Annotated in this window: 20 protein-coding genes; 10 read left to right on the forward strand and 10 right to left on the reverse strand. The window is 35.6% G+C overall.

Going from position 1 to position 19,920, the window contains the following annotated elements:
- Positions 1–275: 275 nt before the first annotated feature.
- Entirely contained in the window at positions 276–422 is a 147-nt protein-coding gene (locus tag ACFX4E_RS25885) for a BH0509 family protein (RefSeq protein ID WP_013056404.1), read from the reverse strand.
- A gap of 354 nt (positions 423–776) precedes the next feature.
- Positions 777–968, reverse strand: coding sequence for a hypothetical protein (locus tag ACFX4E_RS25890; protein WP_028410030.1), 192 nt, complete (start codon positions 966–968; stop codon positions 777–779).
- A 400-nt stretch (positions 969–1,368) separates the two neighbouring features.
- On the opposite strand from ACFX4E_RS25890, the gene ACFX4E_RS25895 reads away from it, so the two are divergent.
- Positions 1,369–1,572 (forward strand): cold-shock protein, encoded by a 204-nt coding sequence (locus tag ACFX4E_RS25895; protein ID WP_013056405.1) that lies wholly within the window; start codon positions 1,369–1,371, stop codon positions 1,570–1,572.
- Between the two features lie 282 nt (positions 1,573–1,854).
- Here ACFX4E_RS25895 and ACFX4E_RS25900 read toward each other — a convergent pair whose 3' ends face one another.
- Positions 1,855–2,058 carry a cold-shock protein gene (locus ACFX4E_RS25900; RefSeq protein ID WP_043981801.1) on the reverse strand — a complete coding sequence of 68 codons (204 nt, stop codon included), beginning with the start codon at positions 2,056–2,058 and terminating at the stop codon, positions 1,855–1,857.
- Between the two features lie 284 nt (positions 2,059–2,342).
- Between ACFX4E_RS25900 and cshA the strand changes: the two genes are divergently transcribed.
- On the forward strand, positions 2,343–3,743 hold the full coding sequence (gene cshA / locus ACFX4E_RS25905; RefSeq protein WP_330533382.1) for a degradosome RNA helicase CshA: 1,401 nt from the start codon (positions 2,343–2,345) through the stop codon (positions 3,741–3,743).
- Between the two features lie 295 nt (positions 3,744–4,038).
- On the opposite strand, the gene ACFX4E_RS25910 is transcribed toward cshA, so the two are convergent.
- Together ACFX4E_RS25910 and ACFX4E_RS25915 are read right to left on the reverse strand one after the other, a co-directional pair.
- A complete protein-coding gene (locus ACFX4E_RS25910) occupies positions 4,039–4,239 on the reverse strand; it encodes a cold-shock protein (protein WP_016766383.1) in 201 nt (66 codons plus the stop codon).
- Positions 4,240–4,953: 714 nt separating this feature from the next.
- Positions 4,954–5,598, reverse strand: coding sequence for a glycosyltransferase (locus ACFX4E_RS25915; protein WP_377259336.1), 645 nt, complete (start codon positions 5,596–5,598; stop codon positions 4,954–4,956).
- 457 nt (positions 5,599–6,055) lie between these two features.
- On the opposite strand from ACFX4E_RS25915, the gene ACFX4E_RS25920 reads away from it, so the two are divergent.
- Positions 6,056–7,651: an acetolactate synthase large subunit gene (locus ACFX4E_RS25920; RefSeq protein ID WP_377259333.1), complete on the forward strand. Its 1,596-nt coding sequence runs from the start codon at positions 6,056–6,058 to the stop codon at positions 7,649–7,651.
- 60 nt (positions 7,652–7,711) lie between these two features.
- Here ACFX4E_RS25920 and ACFX4E_RS25925 read toward each other — a convergent pair whose 3' ends face one another.
- Complete coding sequence (locus ACFX4E_RS25925; protein WP_323599998.1) at positions 7,712–8,272, reverse strand: hypothetical protein; 561 nt, start codon at positions 8,270–8,272, stop codon at positions 7,712–7,714.
- A gap of 334 nt (positions 8,273–8,606) precedes the next feature.
- A complete protein-coding gene (locus tag ACFX4E_RS25930) occupies positions 8,607–10,037 on the reverse strand; it encodes a PQQ-dependent sugar dehydrogenase (protein ID WP_377580014.1) in 1,431 nt (476 codons plus the stop codon).
- Positions 10,038–10,353: 316 nt separating this feature from the next.
- Between ACFX4E_RS25930 and ACFX4E_RS25935 the strand changes: the two genes are divergently transcribed.
- Entirely contained in the window at positions 10,354–10,728 is a 375-nt protein-coding gene (locus ACFX4E_RS25935) for a cupredoxin domain-containing protein (RefSeq protein ID WP_098333454.1), read from the forward strand.
- Positions 10,729–10,873: 145 nt separating this feature from the next.
- Here ACFX4E_RS25935 and ACFX4E_RS25940 read toward each other — a convergent pair whose 3' ends face one another.
- On the reverse strand, positions 10,874–12,175 hold the full coding sequence (locus ACFX4E_RS25940) for an MFS transporter (protein ID WP_323599999.1): 1,302 nt from the start codon (positions 12,173–12,175) through the stop codon (positions 10,874–10,876).
- 369 nt (positions 12,176–12,544) lie between these two features.
- Here ACFX4E_RS25940 and ACFX4E_RS25945 point away from each other — a divergent pair, with 369 nt between their 5' ends.
- The 6 genes from ACFX4E_RS25945 (at position 12,545) to ACFX4E_RS25970 (ending at position 17,274) form a co-directional block, all read left to right on the forward strand.
- Positions 12,545–13,240, forward strand: a complete 696-nt coding sequence (locus tag ACFX4E_RS25945) for a Na-translocating system protein MpsC family protein (protein WP_014460656.1) — start codon at positions 12,545–12,547, stop codon at positions 13,238–13,240.
- 177 nt (positions 13,241–13,417) lie between these two features.
- A complete protein-coding gene (locus tag ACFX4E_RS25950) occupies positions 13,418–13,633 on the forward strand; it encodes a hypothetical protein (RefSeq protein WP_060745041.1) in 216 nt (71 codons plus the stop codon).
- A gap of 139 nt (positions 13,634–13,772) precedes the next feature.
- On the forward strand, positions 13,773–14,462 hold the full coding sequence (locus tag ACFX4E_RS25955; protein ID WP_028410055.1) for a Na-translocating system protein MpsC family protein: 690 nt from the start codon (positions 13,773–13,775) through the stop codon (positions 14,460–14,462).
- A 117-nt stretch (positions 14,463–14,579) separates the two neighbouring features.
- Positions 14,580–15,008, forward strand: coding sequence for an anti-sigma regulatory factor (locus ACFX4E_RS25960; protein ID WP_028410056.1), 429 nt, complete (start codon positions 14,580–14,582; stop codon positions 15,006–15,008).
- A 548-nt stretch (positions 15,009–15,556) separates the two neighbouring features.
- Entirely contained in the window at positions 15,557–16,819 is a 1,263-nt protein-coding gene (locus tag ACFX4E_RS25965) for a glycoside hydrolase family 18 protein (RefSeq protein WP_323600000.1), read from the forward strand.
- A 119-nt stretch (positions 16,820–16,938) separates the two neighbouring features.
- Complete coding sequence (locus ACFX4E_RS25970) at positions 16,939–17,274, forward strand: L,D-transpeptidase (RefSeq protein WP_013056432.1); 336 nt, start codon at positions 16,939–16,941, stop codon at positions 17,272–17,274.
- Positions 17,275–17,421: 147 nt separating this feature from the next.
- Here ACFX4E_RS25970 and ACFX4E_RS25975 read toward each other — a convergent pair whose 3' ends face one another.
- Together ACFX4E_RS25975 and ACFX4E_RS25980 are read right to left on the reverse strand one after the other, a co-directional pair.
- A complete protein-coding gene (locus ACFX4E_RS25975; RefSeq protein WP_098333449.1) occupies positions 17,422–18,381 on the reverse strand; it encodes an aldolase catalytic domain-containing protein in 960 nt (319 codons plus the stop codon).
- A gap of 476 nt (positions 18,382–18,857) precedes the next feature.
- A complete protein-coding gene (locus ACFX4E_RS25980) occupies positions 18,858–19,904 on the reverse strand; it encodes a YeiH family protein (RefSeq protein ID WP_060745046.1) in 1,047 nt (348 codons plus the stop codon).
- Positions 19,905–19,920 lie beyond the last annotated feature (16 nt).

Genomic DNA, 19,920 nt, shown 5'->3' on the forward strand with positions numbered 1-19,920 from the left:
AACACACGATTGTAGAAAGAGTTGAATCGGACGAAGTAGGAGGGCTAAAGATCTTTTTATCTCAAGGTTATTTATTGGAGGTATTTCCGGATACGTCAGAAGACGATGAATATAGTGAGTTCTGGAGACTTTTCAACCGGAAGGAAGACAGCCCTCACTTTGTTGTCACAGGAAATGGGACTAAAAACCAGTGATCGCATAATTAAAGAAACGAAAAAAGCACAAACCCGTTGGAACCAAACGTTTTTGTGCTTTTTTCTTATTTTATAATTGAGTTACATATAATCATAAGCGGAATCATCAAAATAGAGCCAGTGATAATATTCAACCTGCGGATCTGTCATCTTCGAAACTTCTTCTTCATTGAATTTTTGATACTCAACTAATTTCTGCACTTTAGAATTTCTTTCCACTTGGCTCATTTTAAATCCTCCTTATAGTTTGAGAAGTAACAATGTATTTAAATATAGAAAGCGTTTTCTTTTTCTTGTTTTTATTATATATCTCAATATGAGATTAAAACAATATCAATTATAGATGATTTTTCAAAAAACAATATAGAAATGGTATTATGGCGTCGGATTGGGACAACAAGGCTTCTGCAATCGAAATTAAATAATGGGTGATTCCCAATGACAAGGCTAAAAATTTTTTGTTAGTATTGTTGCTTAATCCCTAAAAAACATTATGATAACTAGCTCTATAAATTAGAAATAAAGCTAGCTTAACACAGCTAGCTTTATATTTTTTATGCTGTTTTCCAGAGCTGTACATTTTCAACTGTCGTTCACTTTGTTATAAAAGCTCTTTAACATTTTCATCATGTTACGCCCTGAAGTTCTTGACATTTGATTATTATCTTCATCATCATGAGTACTCAGGTACCAGCTTCCTTTGTTATCTTCATTTAATCTATATACCTTATTCGTTCTACTGTCTGTATAAAAGTTTCCATCCTTCAGTCTCACACAATCCCCCCTCTACCAAGTGTCTATCCTGTATTATGCCCAAGATATCAATTTTATGAAAAATTTCATATACCCAAAAACAGCAGGTTTCTTAATGCGCTTATTATTTTGTAAGTAATCTACAGAGGTGCAAAAATGGTGAAAGTCCATTGAATTTACGTACTGCTAGTAAACCTTAAATTAGCTCTTAATAAGATACATATATTTCCACCTTGAATTTTATCTATTTTTCTGTATTTGCTATCTTCCGTTCTGTGTGTTACGCTTAGGTTAATTATTTTTGTTCGGTGTAGGATTGAGAGAAGAGAAATCTCTTCCACAGAAATTTTCATCTTAAGATAGTATGGTTGGACAAGGGTAGTAATACAAGTGTGGAGATTCCACACCAGGAGGCAATATTATGGAACAAGGTACAGTAAAATGGTTTAATGCAGACAAAGGCTTCGGTTTTATCGAAATTGAAGGCGGAGACGATGTATTCGTACATTTCAGCTCTATTCAAGGTGAAGGCTTTAAATCATTAGAAGAAGGTCAAAAAGTAACGTTTGACATCGAACAAGGCCAACGTGGAGCACAAGCTGCTAACGTTCATAAAGTAGCATAATTAAAATGAGTAAAAAAGACTCCACCTAGGAGTCTTTTTTTTACTTTTGATTTCAGTAGCTCGCAAAAGATATATTATATCTTATTTTAAAATCTCGTTATAATAGAAAAACCAGCGTTTTAAGGCTGATTTTTGGATAATACGAAGGTACAAGGTATGGACTAGTTAACCATACACTAGAAATACAAAGCAAATATGGCATGTTTGTTTGGTAAGAAGTTTACTTTCAGTTAAAGAAGTGCCGTAAGTTTTTTATAGATTTTTACAACAGACGGATATAAATTATTTTTGATGGGGATTAGGAGACGCATCTAAAAGCCGTTCTCCTGTTCTCATTTTATGGCCACATAAAGGACACTTTTGGTGTTTTTGATAAGAGAAATTTTTTCTCATCCAACCATTACATTCTTCTGATTCACATTCCCAAATCTCTATTTGTTCTTTAGGTAAGGGCTCTTGATTTTTCTTCCTATGGTTATAATACATAACTACATCATCCCTCCTCCTAAATAGTATACCTTTTAAAAAAGAAATAGTGAGAACCATATCTTTCTAAATTAAACCACACTTTATAGACCCTATAAAAATTTATAAATACACGTAAGCGCGGATAAAATAAGGCATGAATTCGCCTTGTATAGATACGCTAAAATAAGATGTTCGTGAATAATAACTCTGATTTCCAATACGCAGAAATGAATAAATAATATCTCTGGTTAAAGAGTACTTTTTTCATTTCTGAATTTAAGTAAGAGAAGGAGCACAAAAAAATGAAAAAATTTTCTGATTTTAATTTAAGCAAGGCCATTGAAAAGGCAGTTCATAACTTGGGTTTTGAAGAGGCTACGCCGATTCAGGCTGAATCCATTCCGATAGCTATGACGGGTAAAGATCTAATTGGACAAGCTCAAACCGGTACTGGAAAGACAACAGCTTTTGGCATTCCTCTTATAGAGCGGGTTGAGCTTGGTGAAGAAGGGATTCAGGGAATAGTCTTAGCACCGACACGTGAACTGGCTATACAAGTAGCAGAGGAGTTAAACCGAATTGGACAGGTAAAAGGAGTTAAAACGCTGCCCATTTATGGAGGTCAGGATATTAATCGTCAGATCAAAGCCCTTAAAAACAGACCGCATATTATCTCGGCAACCCCAGGGCGCCTTAAGGACCATATGAAGCGAAGAACCATTCGTTTAAATCATATTCGTACAGCTGTTCTGGATGAAGCAGATGAGATGTTAAATATGGGCTTTATTGAAGATATCCAAACGATTCTTGGCGGCATCTCTTCTCCCCATCAAACCTTACTATTTTCAGCAACCATGTCGAAGCAAGTACAAAGTCTAGCCCAGAAATTTATGAACGATCCTGAACTCGTAAAAGTAAAAGCGAAGGAGTTAACGGTAAAGAACATCGAGCAGCAATATATGGAAATTTCAGAGAATCGAAAATTTGATGTTCTTTGTAATCTCGTAGACCTTCAATCACCAGACCTTGCTATTGTGTTTGGACGCACAAAAAAACGTGTGGATGAACTTGCTGAAGGGCTAAAAAAGCGTGGGTATGCAGCAGAAGGCATTCATGGAGATCTTACGCAATCCAAACGTGCCGATGTAATTCGTCACTTCAAGAATCATACGATTGAGATTATGGTTGCAACCGACGTTGCAGCAAGAGGACTTGATATTACAGGTGTTAGCCATGTCTACAATTTTGATATTCCTCAGGACCCTGAAAGCTATGTTCATCGTATTGGCCGAACAGGACGGGCAGGTACTAAGGGATTGGCAGTTACCTTTATAACTCCAAGAGAACGTAATCACTTAAAAGTGATCGAAGATGTCACGAAAACCAAAATGTCTAGACAATCACCTCCTACTTCTAGTGAGGTAATGGCAGGGCATCAGGAAGCAATCATTCACCAGGTTTTGGCCGCTATCGACAAGGGGGAGTTTGTGGAATACAAGCCAATGGCGGAAAAGTTATTAGAAGAAGTGGATTCTGTTTCTTTACTGTCAGCCACTTTAAAGCTCTTAACAAAAGAATCAAATATGACCTCTGTCCAATTGTCTGAAGTGGCACCACTTCGTAATAAAAAGGCAAAAACAGAACGTAAGAGAAATAGAGGGAGAAAAGAAACAGTAGGCCGTAAAAAAACATATAGAAAATAATCCCTGATTATTTTTGATGCGAGAAAGGATAATGGCTATGAGTGAGAAAATATTTAGTAATGGAGAAGTAGTAACGATAAGAGTATCGAATGAATTAGTGACAATCTTAAAAAGTCATTATGTAAAAAACATGAAAAGATACTCTTATACAGTCGATAAATACCCAAGTACCTTTTTCTTTGAAGAAGAGTTAAAAAAACACGAACTATAATTATTGATGAATAAGTGTTGATATAAAAATCTTTTTAAGTAAAAACAGACTCTGAAAATAGAGTCTGTTTTTTAGTATGGTTTCTTATGCTTTATTTACGTTTGTCGCTTGTGGTCCACGTTGTCCCTCTTCGATATCAAAAGTCACTTCTTGCCCTTCATCCAAGGATTTAAAGCCTTCACCTTGAATAGCTGAGAAGTGAACAAATACATCTTCTCCACCTTCGCGCTCAATAAATCCAAAACCTTTGTCAGCATTAAACCATTTCACTTTACCGTGTTCCATTTTTTGTTGCCTCCTAAAATGTAGAAAATAAACCAGATTATCATTAAATCTAGCTTATTTATATATTATCCCAATGGAGACATCTTAAACTTAAATTAATTTGATCTTTTTAACTTTCTTTATCATCACTCATTCCATTAAAATGTAACAAGTGTATGACTATAACATCATAGTGAGGTTCTCGTGCAAAAACTTCAAATAAACATGGAAATGATAGAAGTTGAGTATTAGCCACTGTTCACACAATCATTAAAGGTATTGAATTCATAAATATGAACCTAAATTAGATGCGAGAGCATAATGGGAGCTGTCTGTCCAAAAGAAAGGGAAGTTCACTCAAAAAAATTTTGAATAGTGGCGTAAAAATACATTCGATTAGATAGAAATCTATATACCTTTTTCATATAAATACAACCTTCGCACTAGAATCCGTAAACTTGTTTCCACATAAAAAATGACGCCGTTTTAGGCGCCATTTTTTATAGAATAGAGAAGGACACACCCTATGCACGGGCGGTACTCTTAACACATCGTCTTGATTTGATAATACCCAGTGTTTAAATTTAATAAACCTTTGGTTATGATGCTTTATGCAAAATATCTACGTGTACCTTTTTAGTGAACCTAAGGTTTCTTAGAGTCATCGAGCAAAAGAGCCCTTACAGATGCAGTGTTTTATGAAGAAATTTCAAATAATACTGGATATTATCAAAATTATTTATTAAATTTCTTTGGAAACTGCTTCACAACTCCCGCAGATATAGTATCTGCCATTAAGATAATATGTGATACTCCTTCATCAATTGCAACGATTCTTGCCTCCCAATCTTTTTCTAAGCTTGCAGATAAATCATTTGTCACTAATTTTAGATGCATATACAGTAATTTTTTCAAGTCTTCATTTTTTAAGTAAGGGTTGGCCTGGCTAAGGAACGCTGCTATATCATCAGCATTTCTATACCATTCTTTGTTTAATTGATTCACTAAGACGTTCTTTCCCGCTTTAGCTGCATCTACAATCTTGCCAGCAATCACAATATGTTCCTTAAGCAAATCCGTAAGTCTATTCCCAGCTTTCTCTCCGTATATCGGCTTAACAGCATTCCCGATATCTTCTTGATTTTTTAATAATCTTGTCAACACCTGTTTTTGGTCTTCTGACCCTGCTGTTGTTGCACTTGTAATATAATTGCTTGTCCACAGTACATGATCCATCCAAAGTCTTCTGAATTCATTTTCAAACTTTACCTGAGATTGACTAATACGATGTTCTTGTGTTTCAGCACGAGCACTACTTGATTCAACCAGCATGTTTAGTGAGAATAACAACATAAATCCCACCATTAATAATCTTTTCATAAAAACGCTCCCTTCAATTTAAACGAGTATGCGCCTTATTATTTGTATATGGGATTTTTTACATTCCTCAAAATGTTACATTCTAATAGTAATTTTTTATAGGGTATCTCTACACTTTCAATCAGCCAACATAGAGGAAGGGTTACAGAAGATACCTTTCTGTAAGGTTATAGTAGAGAAAATAAAGCCTTTTTTTGTTCGCTAACAAAGAAACCGTTATTGAGGTCTAATTTCATTTCGATTTTTTTGACTCATTCAATTATTTATACATTCTCTAAAAAATGTCTTTAACATAAGAACCTAATGGCAACACTATAAACAATAGTTAGTGAATAGGATTTTCTTGCATATGTTTGGGGTTTTTTCGAGCTGAAACTCAAAAAATACGATAAAGATTAATGAGCTATTCCTTTCACATAAGCTTGTCAGAATACTATCTAGAGAGAGGTCGAACAATATGAAAGTGACGGATACACTTGTTCAATGTTTAGAAAATGAGGGAGTTGAATATATTTTCGGAATACCCGGTAAAGAGACCTTGGATTTTATTGATTCCTTATCCAACTCTAAACAGATTCAATTCGTGAATGTGAGGCATGAGCAAGGAGCTGCTTTTATGGCAGATGTATACGGAAGGTTAACAAACAAAGTAGGGGTATGTTTATCAACATTAGGCCCTGGAGCTACTAATTTATTGACAGGTATATCTAGTGCAAAGCTAGACCATTCTCCTGTTGTTGCTTTAACAGGACAGGTTGCTTTGGGAAGGCAGCATAAAGATTCGCACCAGTATATGGACATTATCAAAATGGTGGAACCGGCAACGAAGTGGGGTGTTCAGATAAAAGATGCACAAACGCTTCCTGAGATTATTCGAAAAGCATTTAAAATTGCACAAATGGAAAAGCCAGGACCCGTAGTAGTAGAATTGCCAGAAGACTTAGCAACTCAAATCGTTCCCATTAAACCTATTTTACCTACATCTATACCCGTAAGCATACCTATATTGGAGTCCATTCAGGCTGCCAATACTCTTATTAAACAGTATGAGAGACCTTTTGTGATTATCGGTAACGGCGCTGTTAGACAGGGAGCCGTGGATGAGCTTCAGCCATTTATTGAACGCCTTCAATCACCGGTTACCCATAGTTATATGGCTAAAGGTGTATTGGCTAAAAATCATCCGCAAAATTTCTTTGCGTTTGGATTTAATGAAAAAGATGAGGTGCTCGCAGGCTTAAAGGAAGCTGACCTACTTATTGCAATTGGATTTGATTTTGTCGAAAAGTTACCCAAAGAATGGAACACGGAAAAAAAACCAATTTTACATATAGATACTTTACCGGCAGAAATAGATGAATATTACCCTATAGAGGTCGAATTGGTTGGAGATATAAAGCAGACTTTACGAGTATTCAATCAGCTTGATATTCCTTCTAAACCATGGATTCCCTCTGGTAATCTCCAGAAACAAATTAAGCAATCTTATCACATTGAAGAGAAAAAGATAGATAGTAATTTACTGCCTTTAACAATCGAGAATATCTTGCATATTATTGACAAGCTCTCTTCAGAGAAAACAATTGTGATTTCAGATGTGGGAGCTCATAAAGTATCTATAGCCCGAACTTATCAACCTAAAAACCCTAACAGGTTCATTATATCAAATGGTCTAGCTTCCATGGGTATTGCTCTACCAGGCTCAATTGGAGCTAAGCTAGCCTGCCCTAATGATCCAGCTATTTGTATTACTGGAGATGGAGGAGTTTTAATGAATTTTGCTGAAATAGAGACGGCAAAACGCTTAGGGCTTTCATTCATCATTATTGTTTTAAACGACTCTACATTAAGAATAGAGCAGGAAATGATGAATAAAAAGTTTGGTAAGAGCTATGGAGTAACTTTTACAAACCCAGATTTTGTTCAACTGGCAAAAAGCTTTGGAATTAAAGGAGAACAGGCAAATAATTTAGTTGAATTTGAAAATATAATGAAAAGAGCCTTACAAAATTTAGATGAGATTGTCCTAATTGACGTTCTTCTAAAAAGCTGATTGCGATTTCTCCATTATTTTAACGAGTTATCTCTGTTACGGGATTAATTTGTAGATTCACTAGGAAATAAATGTTTTTAATTTTTTAAAATAAGCTAAGCTGAGTTCAACCCAAATCCAACTATAAAGGAAAGTAAATACAAAAATTAAACCAGTAGTAGAAAGAGAAAAATTTTTAGAAATCACGGGACCTAGTACGGGGAATTTGAAACCGTACAATAAGGTAATAATCCCAACAGTTAATAGAGTGGCACCACTTACAACAATGTATAATCTCTTTTTAAAAAAGTAAAAAGAAGCTCCTATGCCCATTCCCAACATTCCTGTTGTAAAAGGAAAAATAATAAGTTCACTTGGCTGGATAATCAGAAGAAGCAGATTTGTTAGTATATAGGTAATAAATCCTAGAGGGAGCGAAAGTGTAAAACAAAAAAGAATGGGTGCAGTAGAGAAGGGACTAATAAAAATTCCTATTCCCGGTAAGAAACCTCCTGCTGATTGAAAAAGGGCTGCTAAGCTGGCGAAAAGAGCGCCTGATACAAGCTGCTTAGTTTTAGATAGTCTATGAAAAAAAAGCTGCGCAGATTTTACTTCATTTGAAAGAGACTTTAAAAAGTACATGAATTTCACCTCCGTTAACTGTTTTTACATTATTTTAGATCATTGTCTGATATATCAACTCTTACATGGAATATATGAAGAAATTAAGAGAGAGGACTAATAAGTCGCATTTACTTTTACAGGAATAGGTTATATCCGTTAAGATAAATTTCTTTATCTTTCTAAAGGTATGTACTGTAGCCCATAAAATGAATCTTTTATGGGCTTTATTGATTAAAGGCTTTTTTATTTTCTAGAAAGTTCATTTGTTCATTCTTATAAAATAGCTGGTGAAAAAATTAAGCTATGATTTTTGGAAGAAAATCGATATCCAGTCGAATTTTATAAATATAAATCATGGAACAATTTCAAAAACAGTACCTTGATTAAAGTCAGACACTTTCATAGAGCCATACACTCCTAAATAAAGCCTGGTTTGATCCAGGTTCGTTCCCAAACTAACGTAGTAAGCTGCTTGAGAACCAAAATTATAATCAATCTCCACAACACTAAAATCATTTAACTTACAATCTGTACCTGCTCTGGTATAAGCTAAAACTCCTCTAACTGGGGATTGAGATTCTTTAAACTGTGCAATATCCGTAAACATAACGCTTCCTGTTAAGCTAGGGATTTTATTCCCCATATATGGCTGAACTCCTGTAAGGGAGGTCCCTCCAAATTTATTGGGGCGGGGATCTTTGTGAAAATAACTTGTTAAAGGCTGAAGACGTCTCACTGAAGTTTTTACCGCTTCATTGTAATAAGCAATTATTTTCTCATCCAAGGCCGGATTTTCAGAACACCTTTTTATAAACGAAGTCGGAAAATCTCCTTCCCATCCCCGCCAGCCAAGGTTAATAAATCCTTCTTGGCTGGGTTTAGCTCTCATTAAAGAAGCTTGAACAAGTTGAGGAACAGGTATTGGCTTATAATGAACAAATGAAAAAATCGACTCTACTACATCTTGTCCAACATTTCCCACATATTTGATGTACTGATTATAAAATTTTTGAAATGAAATACCCGTTATATTGCGAACACCCTTAGCAATGAGCGTAAGAGTTTCCTGAATAGGTGAGGAGAGTTCACTAAAGCGTGTGACTACGGGTGGATTATGGATAAATGTATTCTTACCTACATCAATTTCAATTATTTTCCCGTAAATTTCTATATCATCCTGACTTAAGTTAAAGGGGTCATAGCCTGATCCACCATCTCCAGTTGTAAAGATAAGTTTTCCAGTTTCAGGTGAAAAGTTTAAGCTGTTGACACCATTATGATTAAAAAATGGTCTTCTTAAGTTAAGTAACGTCCGTCTTTTTTGAGGCTGAGCATTTGGTTGGAAAACCCATTCTTCCACTGTATCAATATGATCATATTTAGTTTCTCTATTTATCCACCTTAAGTTTGAAGTTTTAGGATCACACGGGTTAGGCCTATAATGTTCGGAAAGGGCACCTGGTCCTTGTGTTCCAGCTACTGAGTAATGAAGATAAAACAGACCGTTATAATAAAATTCTGGATGAAACGCTAGCCCTAGCAATCCTCGTTCATCATATCCTCCCCGGGAAACACCTGGTTCAGACGTACCTAATTTTATGATTCGTGAGCGAATATCTAAAAAAGTCTGTATAGCTTCATCTCTTATGTAAAAGATCTCTCCTACTTGGGTTGCAATAAATAAGCTTTCAAATGAGTCACCAGGAAGTATAGCTGTTTTCAACACGGTAGGTAAATTTATTTTACTAACAATAGGCCGTAAACTAACCTTAGCTTTTATCAACTAACTTGACACTCCTTTTTATTGTTTTCTTTTATAAGAATATGATTGTAACCGTTCTATTAGTATCAATACTATTTTATAAAGTTAGGTAACTTAACTAAGAGACCTAATTGAGAGGCTCTTTTCATAAAAATTATCCACTCCTGATTACGCCTGCTATTTTCTTCTTTTAGCCCTCACGCTTCTCTCAGCGTTCATAACTATTTGCGCTTTTCAGAAACTGAGATTAAGGAAAAGTAATACTTCATTCACAAAAAATAGTGATATTATTTTATGAATTGGAAAAGAATATGGCTTATGAAAGGAGTGAATGCAAATGTTTATGAAAAACTGGTTAACGGGATTCGTCGTTTTGTTTGCGATGATGATGGTTGTGATAACTCCAGGTTCACCCAGCGTTTTGGCTGAATCTGACGTGGTAAGACAGAAAGCCGTGGAGGTTCAGTTGAACGATGATTACTTCAATCCAGAAACCATCACTATCCCGAGTGGAAAAACGACAACGTTGATATTAAAAAATGAAGGTCAGAAAGAGCATACCTTCACAGTAGAAAAGCTCGGAATTGACGCTGAAGTCCAGCCTGGAAAAGAAAAAACCATTACTGTAAAACCACAAAGCCCTGGTACATATGAACTGATATGTAGGTATCATTTTAATAGTGGAATGGTGGGGAAAGTGATAGTCAAATAACAAGCAGGGCCAATCGGTCTCTGCTTTTTGAAGTGAATATAGCATTATTTTTCCATAGAAATAAAAAAAGGCCTTTAAATTTAAAGGCCTTTTTATGTTTCGTTGATTTAATTGAAAAAACTAATTCATTCATTTTATATTGGAGTTAAAATTCTTTATTTATGTTAAGCATGCGCTCTTTTTTTCCTTTATGCGCCCATATTACGACTGGAATCAAGATTAAAGATAAAATTCCTCCACTTAACGATAAGGTCGCATAGCTTGAATGAGCGACGACCATTCCAGATAAAGCCCCACCAGAAGCTCCTGCTAATGCAATTAAAACGTCTATAGTTCCTTGAGTTTTAGCTCGTGTTGATGGTTCTGTAGCATCAACAATTTGTGCAGTTCCACTTATTAATCCTAAGTTCCATCCCAATCCAAGTAAAGAAAGGGCAAGGACTAGAAAACCCATTGAATCACTTGGCGCCATAGCTGCTACGAGGCCTGCCAAAAGTAAGGTAACTCCAGAAGCAATGGTCATGGCAGTTCGGCCAATTTTATCAATTAAAATTCCCGTAACTAGTGAAGGAAGATACATTGAGCCTATATGAGCACCAATCACAATTCCTACTTCACGTAAACCATGACCATGATGGCCCATATGTACAGGTGTCATAGTCATAATAGAAACCATTACAATTTGAGTAAGTACCATAACCGTTGCACCAACAGCCACTCCTTTTTTGTTTGTTGACTGCTCAGCATTTGTTAAACTCTGTTGAGTGTCACGTTCTTGTTTATTCATTTCTATTGCTCTTGCTATTAGTAATGGATCTGGACGAAGCATAATAAAAAAGACAAGACCAGCTAATATATATGCAGCTGCTGCTAATATGAAAGGTCCTGCAAGTGCCGGAACCCCAATTGAAAGTGCAAAATGTCCCATGACATTAACTAAATTTGGTCCTGCAACAGCTCCAAATGTGGTGAAAACCATGGCCATGCTAACTGCAGTTGCCCGTTGTTTTACACTTGCTAAGTCTGTACCTGCGTAACGAGCTTGCAAATTAGTTGCTGTTCCTGCTCCATAAATAAGCAGAGAAGCAAATAAGAGAAAAATACTATTTATAATGGCTGAAAAGATAACTCCAATTGCGCCAATTCCCCCTACTATAAAACCTGTTGTTAGACCAAAGCGACGTCCATATCGTTGCGAAAGCCTTCCAACTGCTAAAGCAGCTCCTGCTGAACCTAAAGTAAACATAGCAGTTGGTAATCCTGAAACTGCATCTGTACCAAGCATTTGCTGAGCAAGAATTGCTCCTACAGTTATTCCAGCAGCAAGACCGGCCCCTCCAAAGATTTGTGAAAGGCCAACGATAAATAATGTACGTTTGTATAACCTGTTCTTCTTTTCAGGAGAGTCAATATAACTTTGAATTAAATCATTCGTATACCTTGTCATGTTAAACACCTACTTACATTTTAATTGTTAATAAATTGGTTCTATTTATATATATTCAATTATTCTGTGGAACCCTGGATAAAATCCCCTCCTTTAAATTTTATATAAGGTAAAGAATTCTCCTAGCTTTTATTATTGGAGCGTTTGTAATGAACTCAATAGGTATTACTATGATAAATAAAAAAAGCAGCCAAATACGTGAGTGTCTTTTTCACAAGGAAGAGGTTTTGAACGTTTATAATTAGGTTAAACATATTGTAACAATTATTTTTTATTTATTCTGCATATTTAAATTATTCGTTCGTAATGGTACAATAAAATGATGGAAAGAGGATATGATGCTTCTTTCTTAATAAAGGATGAAGAAATATGGATATTAAGGCTCAGCAAACAAAGCTGGCGAATAATTTGGGCAAATTGTTACGAGATAACTTTGGAAAAGGTCCCGAGGCTGTTCATGTTACGATATATGAACCTTATGTTGTTATTTATGTCAGTGGCTTCGTATCACCTATGGAACAAGTACTGTTAAACCAAAATGAAGAACTTCAAGTGATGACTACAAGAGAGCTTTTGGTAAAGACTCTTGAACCTCAAATCACTGGGCAAATTAAAGGGATTACAGACCTTGACATTCAGCACTTATATTATGATTGGAATTTAGATCATCACTCCGGAATTTTTGTGGGAGTGTGTCTGGACGATTTGAAAGCCGATTTGACTGAGGGCGACCCTTACCCAGGAAAACAAGCAATTCATGATCGAATTATAAAGATGAGTGAGATTGCACAAAAAGGACCTGAAAAAATTTCTTCATATAAATTAAGCGATCGTACATTGGTCATCGTACGGGAGGGAATACTGGTGGCTATTGAAAAGCAGCTAATTTCGTTGGGTTTTGATGACACCTTACGCATCTCTAAACGTCCTTTGGAAAAAGGAATCTTACGGCAAAACGATGACTATGATGAGATATTAAATGCAGACATTCTTGATATTTTTGTAGATTGGGATTTTGAAAAGGATAATAGTATTATTACGCTTATCCTAAAACCAAAAAATTAATGAGGCAGTAATGAATTGGACACACTGTGCCAAACATAAGCCGAGGAAGCAAAGGACATACCTTTTCTTTTTCGGCTTATTTTTGTTGTCTAAAAAGAGTAAGTCCTTTTGTAACGGAATAATTCCCTAAAACAGCACCTAAAAATAGGATGTGCCAACAGAAAGGATTTGGTCGGGATGGCTGATAATCATGAGATTGTATTGTTTATAAAAGAGCTTCGTCGATTGTTGCAGGATTATCAAAAGTATGACAATGAATTATACAAAGAAGAAATTAGCAAGGATATAATCCTTTTAAGTACCATTATCTATGGAAGTAAAATTGGAATTTCAAATAAAAGAAGAATCTTGAAACACAGAAAATACAAAGGTAAACAGAAACCAATCTATTAAAGATATACTAGTATGCCTCGTTTACACTTTGTGAAAAGTTAATTCTTATTACCAAAAATGATCTTATGATGAAGAAGGATTTTTCATAAAACATCACGAATAGTATACCTTATGAAACTAGAAACTAGGTGCACCATCTATGGATAAAACGAAACTGGAAAAAGAATTAAGTAGCTATATGGGAAGGTTACTTCGTGAAAACTTTGGAAGAGGTCCTGGAGGTGTATTCACCGTCATTTCTCCTCCTTTTATAACCGTTTATTTTAAAGCCTTTTTATTACCTTTAGAAAAGGCTTTGTTAGACAAGGGACAAGTTATTTATGTTCAAAAAACACGTGATTTGTTAATGGAGACTTTAATTGAAGAGATAAAAGGATATATACAATTAAATATACATTTAGATATTGAAGAGTTTTATTATGATTGGAATTTAGAGCTGCAGTCTGGTACGTTTATTATGATCCATTCTGATAAAGAAAACATAGCTAATCATTCCTATAAAAATCAGAAATTGCTGCATAAAGAAGTTGAGGAAGTAACTCAAAAAGCAGAAAAATTCCCTCACGATGTTTCTTCTTATTTATTAGATCAGCGAACACTTCTTATAATCAGGGAAGGTATTATGGTAAGTATAGAGAAAGAATTAGTTCAATTAGGATTTGAAGAAAACCTTACATTGGCTAAAAGAAATCTCGAAAAAAGACTACTTCATGAACATAGTCAATCATTAGAAGTAATTTTAGATTCAAAGGTAACAGATATACTAGTCGCATGGGACTTTCATAAAGATAAAAGTACAATTCTTCTGATCTTAAACCCAACTTCATAACGGCACTGATAAGCTAGGCACTGAACTAGATGTAGGCCAAAAAGAAAGGTTATCTAACCTTTCTTTTTGGCCTATTGTTATTTTACTACTATTAAAATAAAGAAAGTGGTGATACTTATGTTATTTCAATCGGATGAAGGAAAGGAACCTTTAACTGTTGAGATACACACTGAAGTGGATATAGTAGAAGCACGTCAGAAAGGGCGAATGTTTTCTAACTGCTTAGGCTTCAGCACACTTGATCAAGCCCGAATTATTACGACTATTTCAGAATTATCCAGAAATATATATAAATATGCCACTACCGGAAAAATTACAATGGAAATAATAGAGAAACAACCTGAAATAGGACTCAAAATAATAGCTATAGATAAAGGGCCAGGCATTAAAAATATTCAAAAAGCGCTGGAAAGTGGCTATACAACGTCAGGAGGATTAGGCGTTGGTTTATCAGGGGTGAAAAAATTAATGGACGAATTCACCATATCATCTCAAGAAGACCATGGCGTTAACATCCAGGTTATAAAATGGAAAAAAAAGAAATAAATAAAACACACGTTTATCTAGATTATGTAGGAAGATGTATGGACTTATTAGCAGCTAAAAGAAGAAATATCTAGATAAAGAAGCCGAAGGAAGACTGCATTCCCTCTTCACGAAAGAACCCTCCACTAAATAACAGGTATCTCCTGAAGAATATAATCCCCTTGGTTTACTTTGGCCTATGTTCTAAAAAACTGAGATTAAACTAGTAACTTTATTCTCAGTTTTACGCTTTATCCTACAAACTCCCTTGGTTTTTATATAAGGTATGTATTACAGTCGCTGATTACAGACAGTTGAATGTAATAATTCAGTAAAAACTAATTATTTATAGGCATTCTCATCACCATAATTTCTGAAACAGTTCTCTATTCGTAGTTCATCAAAAGCTTTAGGAGAGCAATAGAGGAGATGGAGTATGTACTGATACTTACCATCACTTAACTCAGTTATATAAACAAACAATACTCATATACATTTATTGAATGGCTTTTTTAAACTTGTCACGAAATAAAACATAATTCGATAAAGAGTACATAGGAGGAGAAAACATGTTTGTTCATATAGTTCAACCTGGTGATACCCTGTCTTCAATAAGCAGTAGATATGATTATCCCATTGCGCAGCTTAGGAAGGTAAATGGGTTAGAAGAAACAACTATTGTTCCAGGTCAAGCCTTACTTATAGCTTCTTATGTATACACAGTTCAACCTGGTGATACGATGAGGAGAATTGCTAAAAAGGCTTATGTGTCTTTAGAACAATTAAAAAGGGCCAATCCTTCAGTCCATTATGATTATTTGCAGGTGGGAATGAAAATGAAAATTCCTAATATATCCGACTATATTGCAGGTACACTGGAGTATTATGCCGTTCGAAATCCAGAATTAGATCGCGATTTAATTACTGATTTTGCAACTTATTCCTCGTCCATTTCTATCTTTGAATATCATTTTGGCAGCAATGGAGATATTATGAATGATTTAAACGATTTAGTAGCGATTGAAACGACTTGGAAAAACCGAGTTACACCGTTAGTTACGATTACTAATTTAACTTCTGAAGGATTTAGTTCTGATCTTGCCCATCAAGTTTTAAATAATCCTCAGGCAAGAAACAATCTTGTTAATAATATTTTTTATTTAGTATCTAGAAAAGGCTACGGGGGGGTGAATATTGATTTTGAACGTGTAAAGGCCGAGGATAGAGATCTTTTTACAGGATTTTTACGTCAGCTTGGTGAACGTTTAAAACCTGCAGGGTACGTGTTGACCATAGCGGTTCCAGCGAAGACAAGCGAAGATATTCCTTGGTTAAAAGGGTATGATTACGGGGGAATAGGTGCCGTTGTTAACTATATGTTCATTATGGCATATGATTGGCATCATGCAGGCAGCGAACCAGGGCCTGTTGCACCTATTACTGAAGTAAAAAGAACAATAGAATTTGCGATAAAAAGTGTTCCGCGAAGAAAACTTATCATTGGAGTCCCTTTGTATGGATATAACTGGTCAATTCCTTACAAGCCTGACACAGTAGCATCTGCTATATCCAATCAAAATGCGATTAAAACAGCGATGAGATATCAGTCGCCCATCCAATATTCTAACGAGTATAAATCCCCATTTTTTCAGTATAGAGATCAAGCGGGGCAAATGCATGAAGTATGGTTTGAAGATGTAAGAAGCATGAGTGAAAAAATGGTGTTAGTTCGTAAATTTGGTTTGCAAGCAATAGGAGCTTGGCAATTAACACTTGGATTTACGCCAGGGCCTTGGCTTTTAAAGAAATTTTTCACTATTAGAACGGTATAAATAGCATTAGTTTTTATGGATCAATTTCGATATTTTTCAGTTAACAGTTATTCGATATACGTGGTTAACAATATAAAAATTTTATTTATAGTAACTTATAAGAGATTGGAGGTACTGCTATGGCAAAAAGGATAGATGTCTCAATAAAGCAGCATCAATTAAAACTATATGATGGAGCTAAATTAGTAAAGACATATCCTATTGCTGTAGGGAAAATGATCACTCCAACTCCAACTGGAAAATTTAAAATTATTAATAAAGATACTACCCCTCCAGCTGTATTTGGCCCCTTATGGATGGGACTGTCAAAACCTACATATGGAATACACGGGACTAATGATCCAGCTTCTATTGGCAGAGATATGTCACATGGGTGTGTCAGAATGGACAATGAAGATATTCTAGAACTTTCCTCTGCAGTCCCCATTGGAACGCCGGTTTATATACATAAATAATAGGTTAAGAAGAGCATGACTGTTTACATTTAGTTAATTGTCGAGATCGAGGGTATCAAAGTTTAAGTATATGCTATACAATCATGGGCTTTTTGTACGAAAACAAAAAAGTACCCCGATTAACAGAGGTACTTTTAGCATTTTAACTTATTTTGACGCTGGAGACGTAGTAACTTCTGGAGACGTTACTTTGTCATAAAAATCTACGAATTTGTCACGATCCTCGCTATCACGGTAAGCCATAGCAACACGTGGATGTTCATTCAGCACACCAGAAATCATGTAAGGAATGATATAGCCCCATTCCCACTTTTGACGCATTTCAAGCATATGCTTTTCAATTACGCCAAGAATTGGCTTCATCTCATAGCTTGGTTTTGGTATGTAGCTAACAAGCAGCTCTGTGTTGCAGTTACCAGCTGCACGGCCCATACCATAAACAGATGAATCAAGGAATGTAACGCCACTGCGCATCGCAGTTAATGTATTAGCAAAAGCTAGCTGCATGTTGTTATGGGTATGGATTCCAAGCTGTTTGCTAGGAATCATGGCTTGGAACTTTTTCACTTGATGCTCAATATCCGCAGGGTCTAGGCTTCCAAAGGAGTCAACGATATATACAACATCTACGGGGCTTTTCTTTACCATTTCAAATGCTTCAATAAGCTGATTTTCCGGTACGCTAGATAGTGCCATAATGTTAAGTGAAGTCTCATAGCCTAAATCGTGAAACATTTTTATAAGCTCTAAGCCTTTATCTACTTCGCGAATATAGCATGCCACTCGAATCATATCTAACATACTTTGTTCACGCGGCAGGATGTCATTTGGATCTACGCGCCCAATATCTACTAAGGCAGATAGCTTCGTGAACTTTTTCTCAGGGATAATTTCTTTGAGAAAGTTATCGTCAAGAAATCTCCATGGATTGGGCTCAGTTGCTTGAAGAAGCTTAGGTGAATTTTTATAACCGATCTCCATGTATTCAACGCCGGCTGCGCTTAGGCCATTATATAAGTCTTGCACAAATCCAACGCTAAAATCCCAATTATTAATTAAACCTCCGTCACGAATGGTACAGTCTATAATTTTGCTATTATGTCCCATGGTAGTTGTTTCCTCCTATGTATTCTATTTATATAAATATTGTTTTAAACTTTATCGCTTTTATGCTTTTAAGTGCTAAACTCTCCTATTGTGTTTATACCATGACTGATTCAGGGGCGTCAATGTATTTTCTAAATGTTTCACTGCTTTACTGCATTTCATGGTAGGAGATGCTTCGGCTTTTTATCCGCTTGATGCTCTTAAAACAACACCAAGTTCAGCACTACAACCCCTAGTATATACAAATACAACCTTTATTACATCACTACTTACTGCAATAAAGATTGTTTTTTAAGTGAAAACGTTTATTAAGGAGGGAACTGCCATTAGTATCTAGGTTATAGGTTTAGATTGCTCTATAATTAATCCATAAATTTGGGAAGAGATTTAAAACCTGAGAAATAAGAAACTTTTTTCGCATTAACAGTTATATAGGAAGTAGTAGCTGTTACTTAATCATTTTAATTTACTTGTCTTTACATCGTCCAAAACGTAAGAAATGATAAGAGTATAGAGGTAATAAACATCGCAATCACCGGCTTTAATGCTTTTGTTCGAAGAGCCTTCAAACTTACATTTAACCCTAGCCCGACCATAGCCATTGTTAAAAGAAAGGTAGTTAGAGTTGAAATATCATCCATGATCGTTTTAGGTATTATAAGGTGCTTACCAACGACATAACTCCCAAAAATACTCATGATTATAAAACCTATTAAAAACCAAGGGAATTCAATCTTGGTATCCTTTTCAATTTTTCCTGTTCGCTTCATCCAGTACATTAAGATAAAGCTTAATGGCACAAGTAAGAGCACTCTGCCTAACTTAGCCAACAGTCCAATAGCTAGAGCATCGCGTCCAGACGGTGCTGCAGCTAGAGCTACATGGGCAATTTCATGGAGGCCTACGCCTGACCAAATTCCATATTGAATATTCGTTAAATGGATGTAAGGCCTTAAAATGGTATATCCAATCGCAAATAGGGTTCCCACTAAAGCAATAACACCAGCTCCGATAGCTGTGTCTTCTTCTTTTGCTTTTACAATCGGAGAAACAGCTGCAATAGCTGCAGCACCGCATATTCCTGTTCCTATCCCTAAAAGAAGGGATAAACCGCTATCAGCCTTCATCCATTTGGCTAGAAAAACCGTTAAAACAATCGCAAATACAGCCGTTCCCACATCCCGAAGCAACAATCCTAACCCTTGATGAATAACAACATCAATATTAAGCTTTAGGCCATATAAAATGATGGCATAGCGTAACAGCTTTTTAGAAGAAAATTCAATTCCAGATCTTATTTTTTCAGGGTACCCCAAAATTTGACGATAAATGACTGCCATTATAATTGAACAGGCTAGTGGACCGATATGATTAAACCCCGGGACTTTTGCTAAGCCATAAGCAAGTAAAGCAAAAAGAAAAGTAAAAGCGACTCCTCCAGCCGATACAGAAACAGTAGGTGACGTCCGGATATTTATTCGTGAGAATAGATTTTGCTTTTGAGCTTTATTTATATTTATCATGCATTTCATCTCCAAT

Source organism: Priestia sp. YIM B13491 (genome assembly GCF_042787605.1).
Classification (GTDB): Bacteria; Bacillota; Bacilli; order Bacillales; family Bacillaceae_H; genus Priestia; species Priestia megaterium_E.

Coding starts and splice junctions, on each gene's coding strand:
- ACFX4E_RS25885 (WP_013056404.1), bottom strand. CDS start 422: ATGAGCCAAGTGGAAAGAAATTCTAAAGTGCAGAAATTAGTTGAGTAT.
- ACFX4E_RS25895 (WP_013056405.1), top strand. CDS start 1,369: ATGGAACAAGGTACAGTAAAATGGTTTAATGCAGACAAAGGCTTCGGT.
- ACFX4E_RS25900 (WP_043981801.1), bottom strand. CDS start 2,058: ATGTATTATAACCATAGGAAGAAAAATCAAGAGCCCTTACCTAAAGAA.
- cshA (WP_330533382.1), top strand. CDS start 2,343: ATGAAAAAATTTTCTGATTTTAATTTAAGCAAGGCCATTGAAAAGGCA.
- ACFX4E_RS25910 (WP_016766383.1), bottom strand. CDS start 4,239: ATGGAACACGGTAAAGTGAAATGGTTTAATGCTGACAAAGGTTTTGGA.
- ACFX4E_RS25915 (WP_377259336.1), bottom strand. CDS start 5,598: ATGAAAAGATTATTAATGGTGGGATTTATGTTGTTATTCTCACTAAAC.
- ACFX4E_RS25920 (WP_377259333.1), top strand. CDS start 6,056: ATGAAAGTGACGGATACACTTGTTCAATGTTTAGAAAATGAGGGAGTT.
- ACFX4E_RS25925 (WP_323599998.1), bottom strand. CDS start 8,272: ATGTACTTTTTAAAGTCTCTTTCAAATGAAGTAAAATCTGCGCAGCTT.
- ACFX4E_RS25935 (WP_098333454.1), top strand. CDS start 10,354: ATGTTTATGAAAAACTGGTTAACGGGATTCGTCGTTTTGTTTGCGATG.
- ACFX4E_RS25940 (WP_323599999.1), bottom strand. CDS start 12,175: ATGACAAGGTATACGAATGATTTAATTCAAAGTTATATTGACTCTCCT.
- ACFX4E_RS25945 (WP_014460656.1), top strand. CDS start 12,545: ATGGATATTAAGGCTCAGCAAACAAAGCTGGCGAATAATTTGGGCAAA.
- ACFX4E_RS25950 (WP_060745041.1), top strand. CDS start 13,418: ATGGCTGATAATCATGAGATTGTATTGTTTATAAAAGAGCTTCGTCGA.
- ACFX4E_RS25955 (WP_028410055.1), top strand. CDS start 13,773: ATGGATAAAACGAAACTGGAAAAAGAATTAAGTAGCTATATGGGAAGG.
- ACFX4E_RS25960 (WP_028410056.1), top strand. CDS start 14,580: ATGTTATTTCAATCGGATGAAGGAAAGGAACCTTTAACTGTTGAGATA.
- ACFX4E_RS25965 (WP_323600000.1), top strand. CDS start 15,557: ATGTTTGTTCATATAGTTCAACCTGGTGATACCCTGTCTTCAATAAGC.
- ACFX4E_RS25970 (WP_013056432.1), top strand. CDS start 16,939: ATGGCAAAAAGGATAGATGTCTCAATAAAGCAGCATCAATTAAAACTA.
- ACFX4E_RS25975 (WP_098333449.1), bottom strand. CDS start 18,381: ATGGGACATAATAGCAAAATTATAGACTGTACCATTCGTGACGGAGGT.
- ACFX4E_RS25980 (WP_060745046.1), bottom strand. CDS start 19,904: ATGATAAATATAAATAAAGCTCAAAAGCAAAATCTATTCTCACGAATA.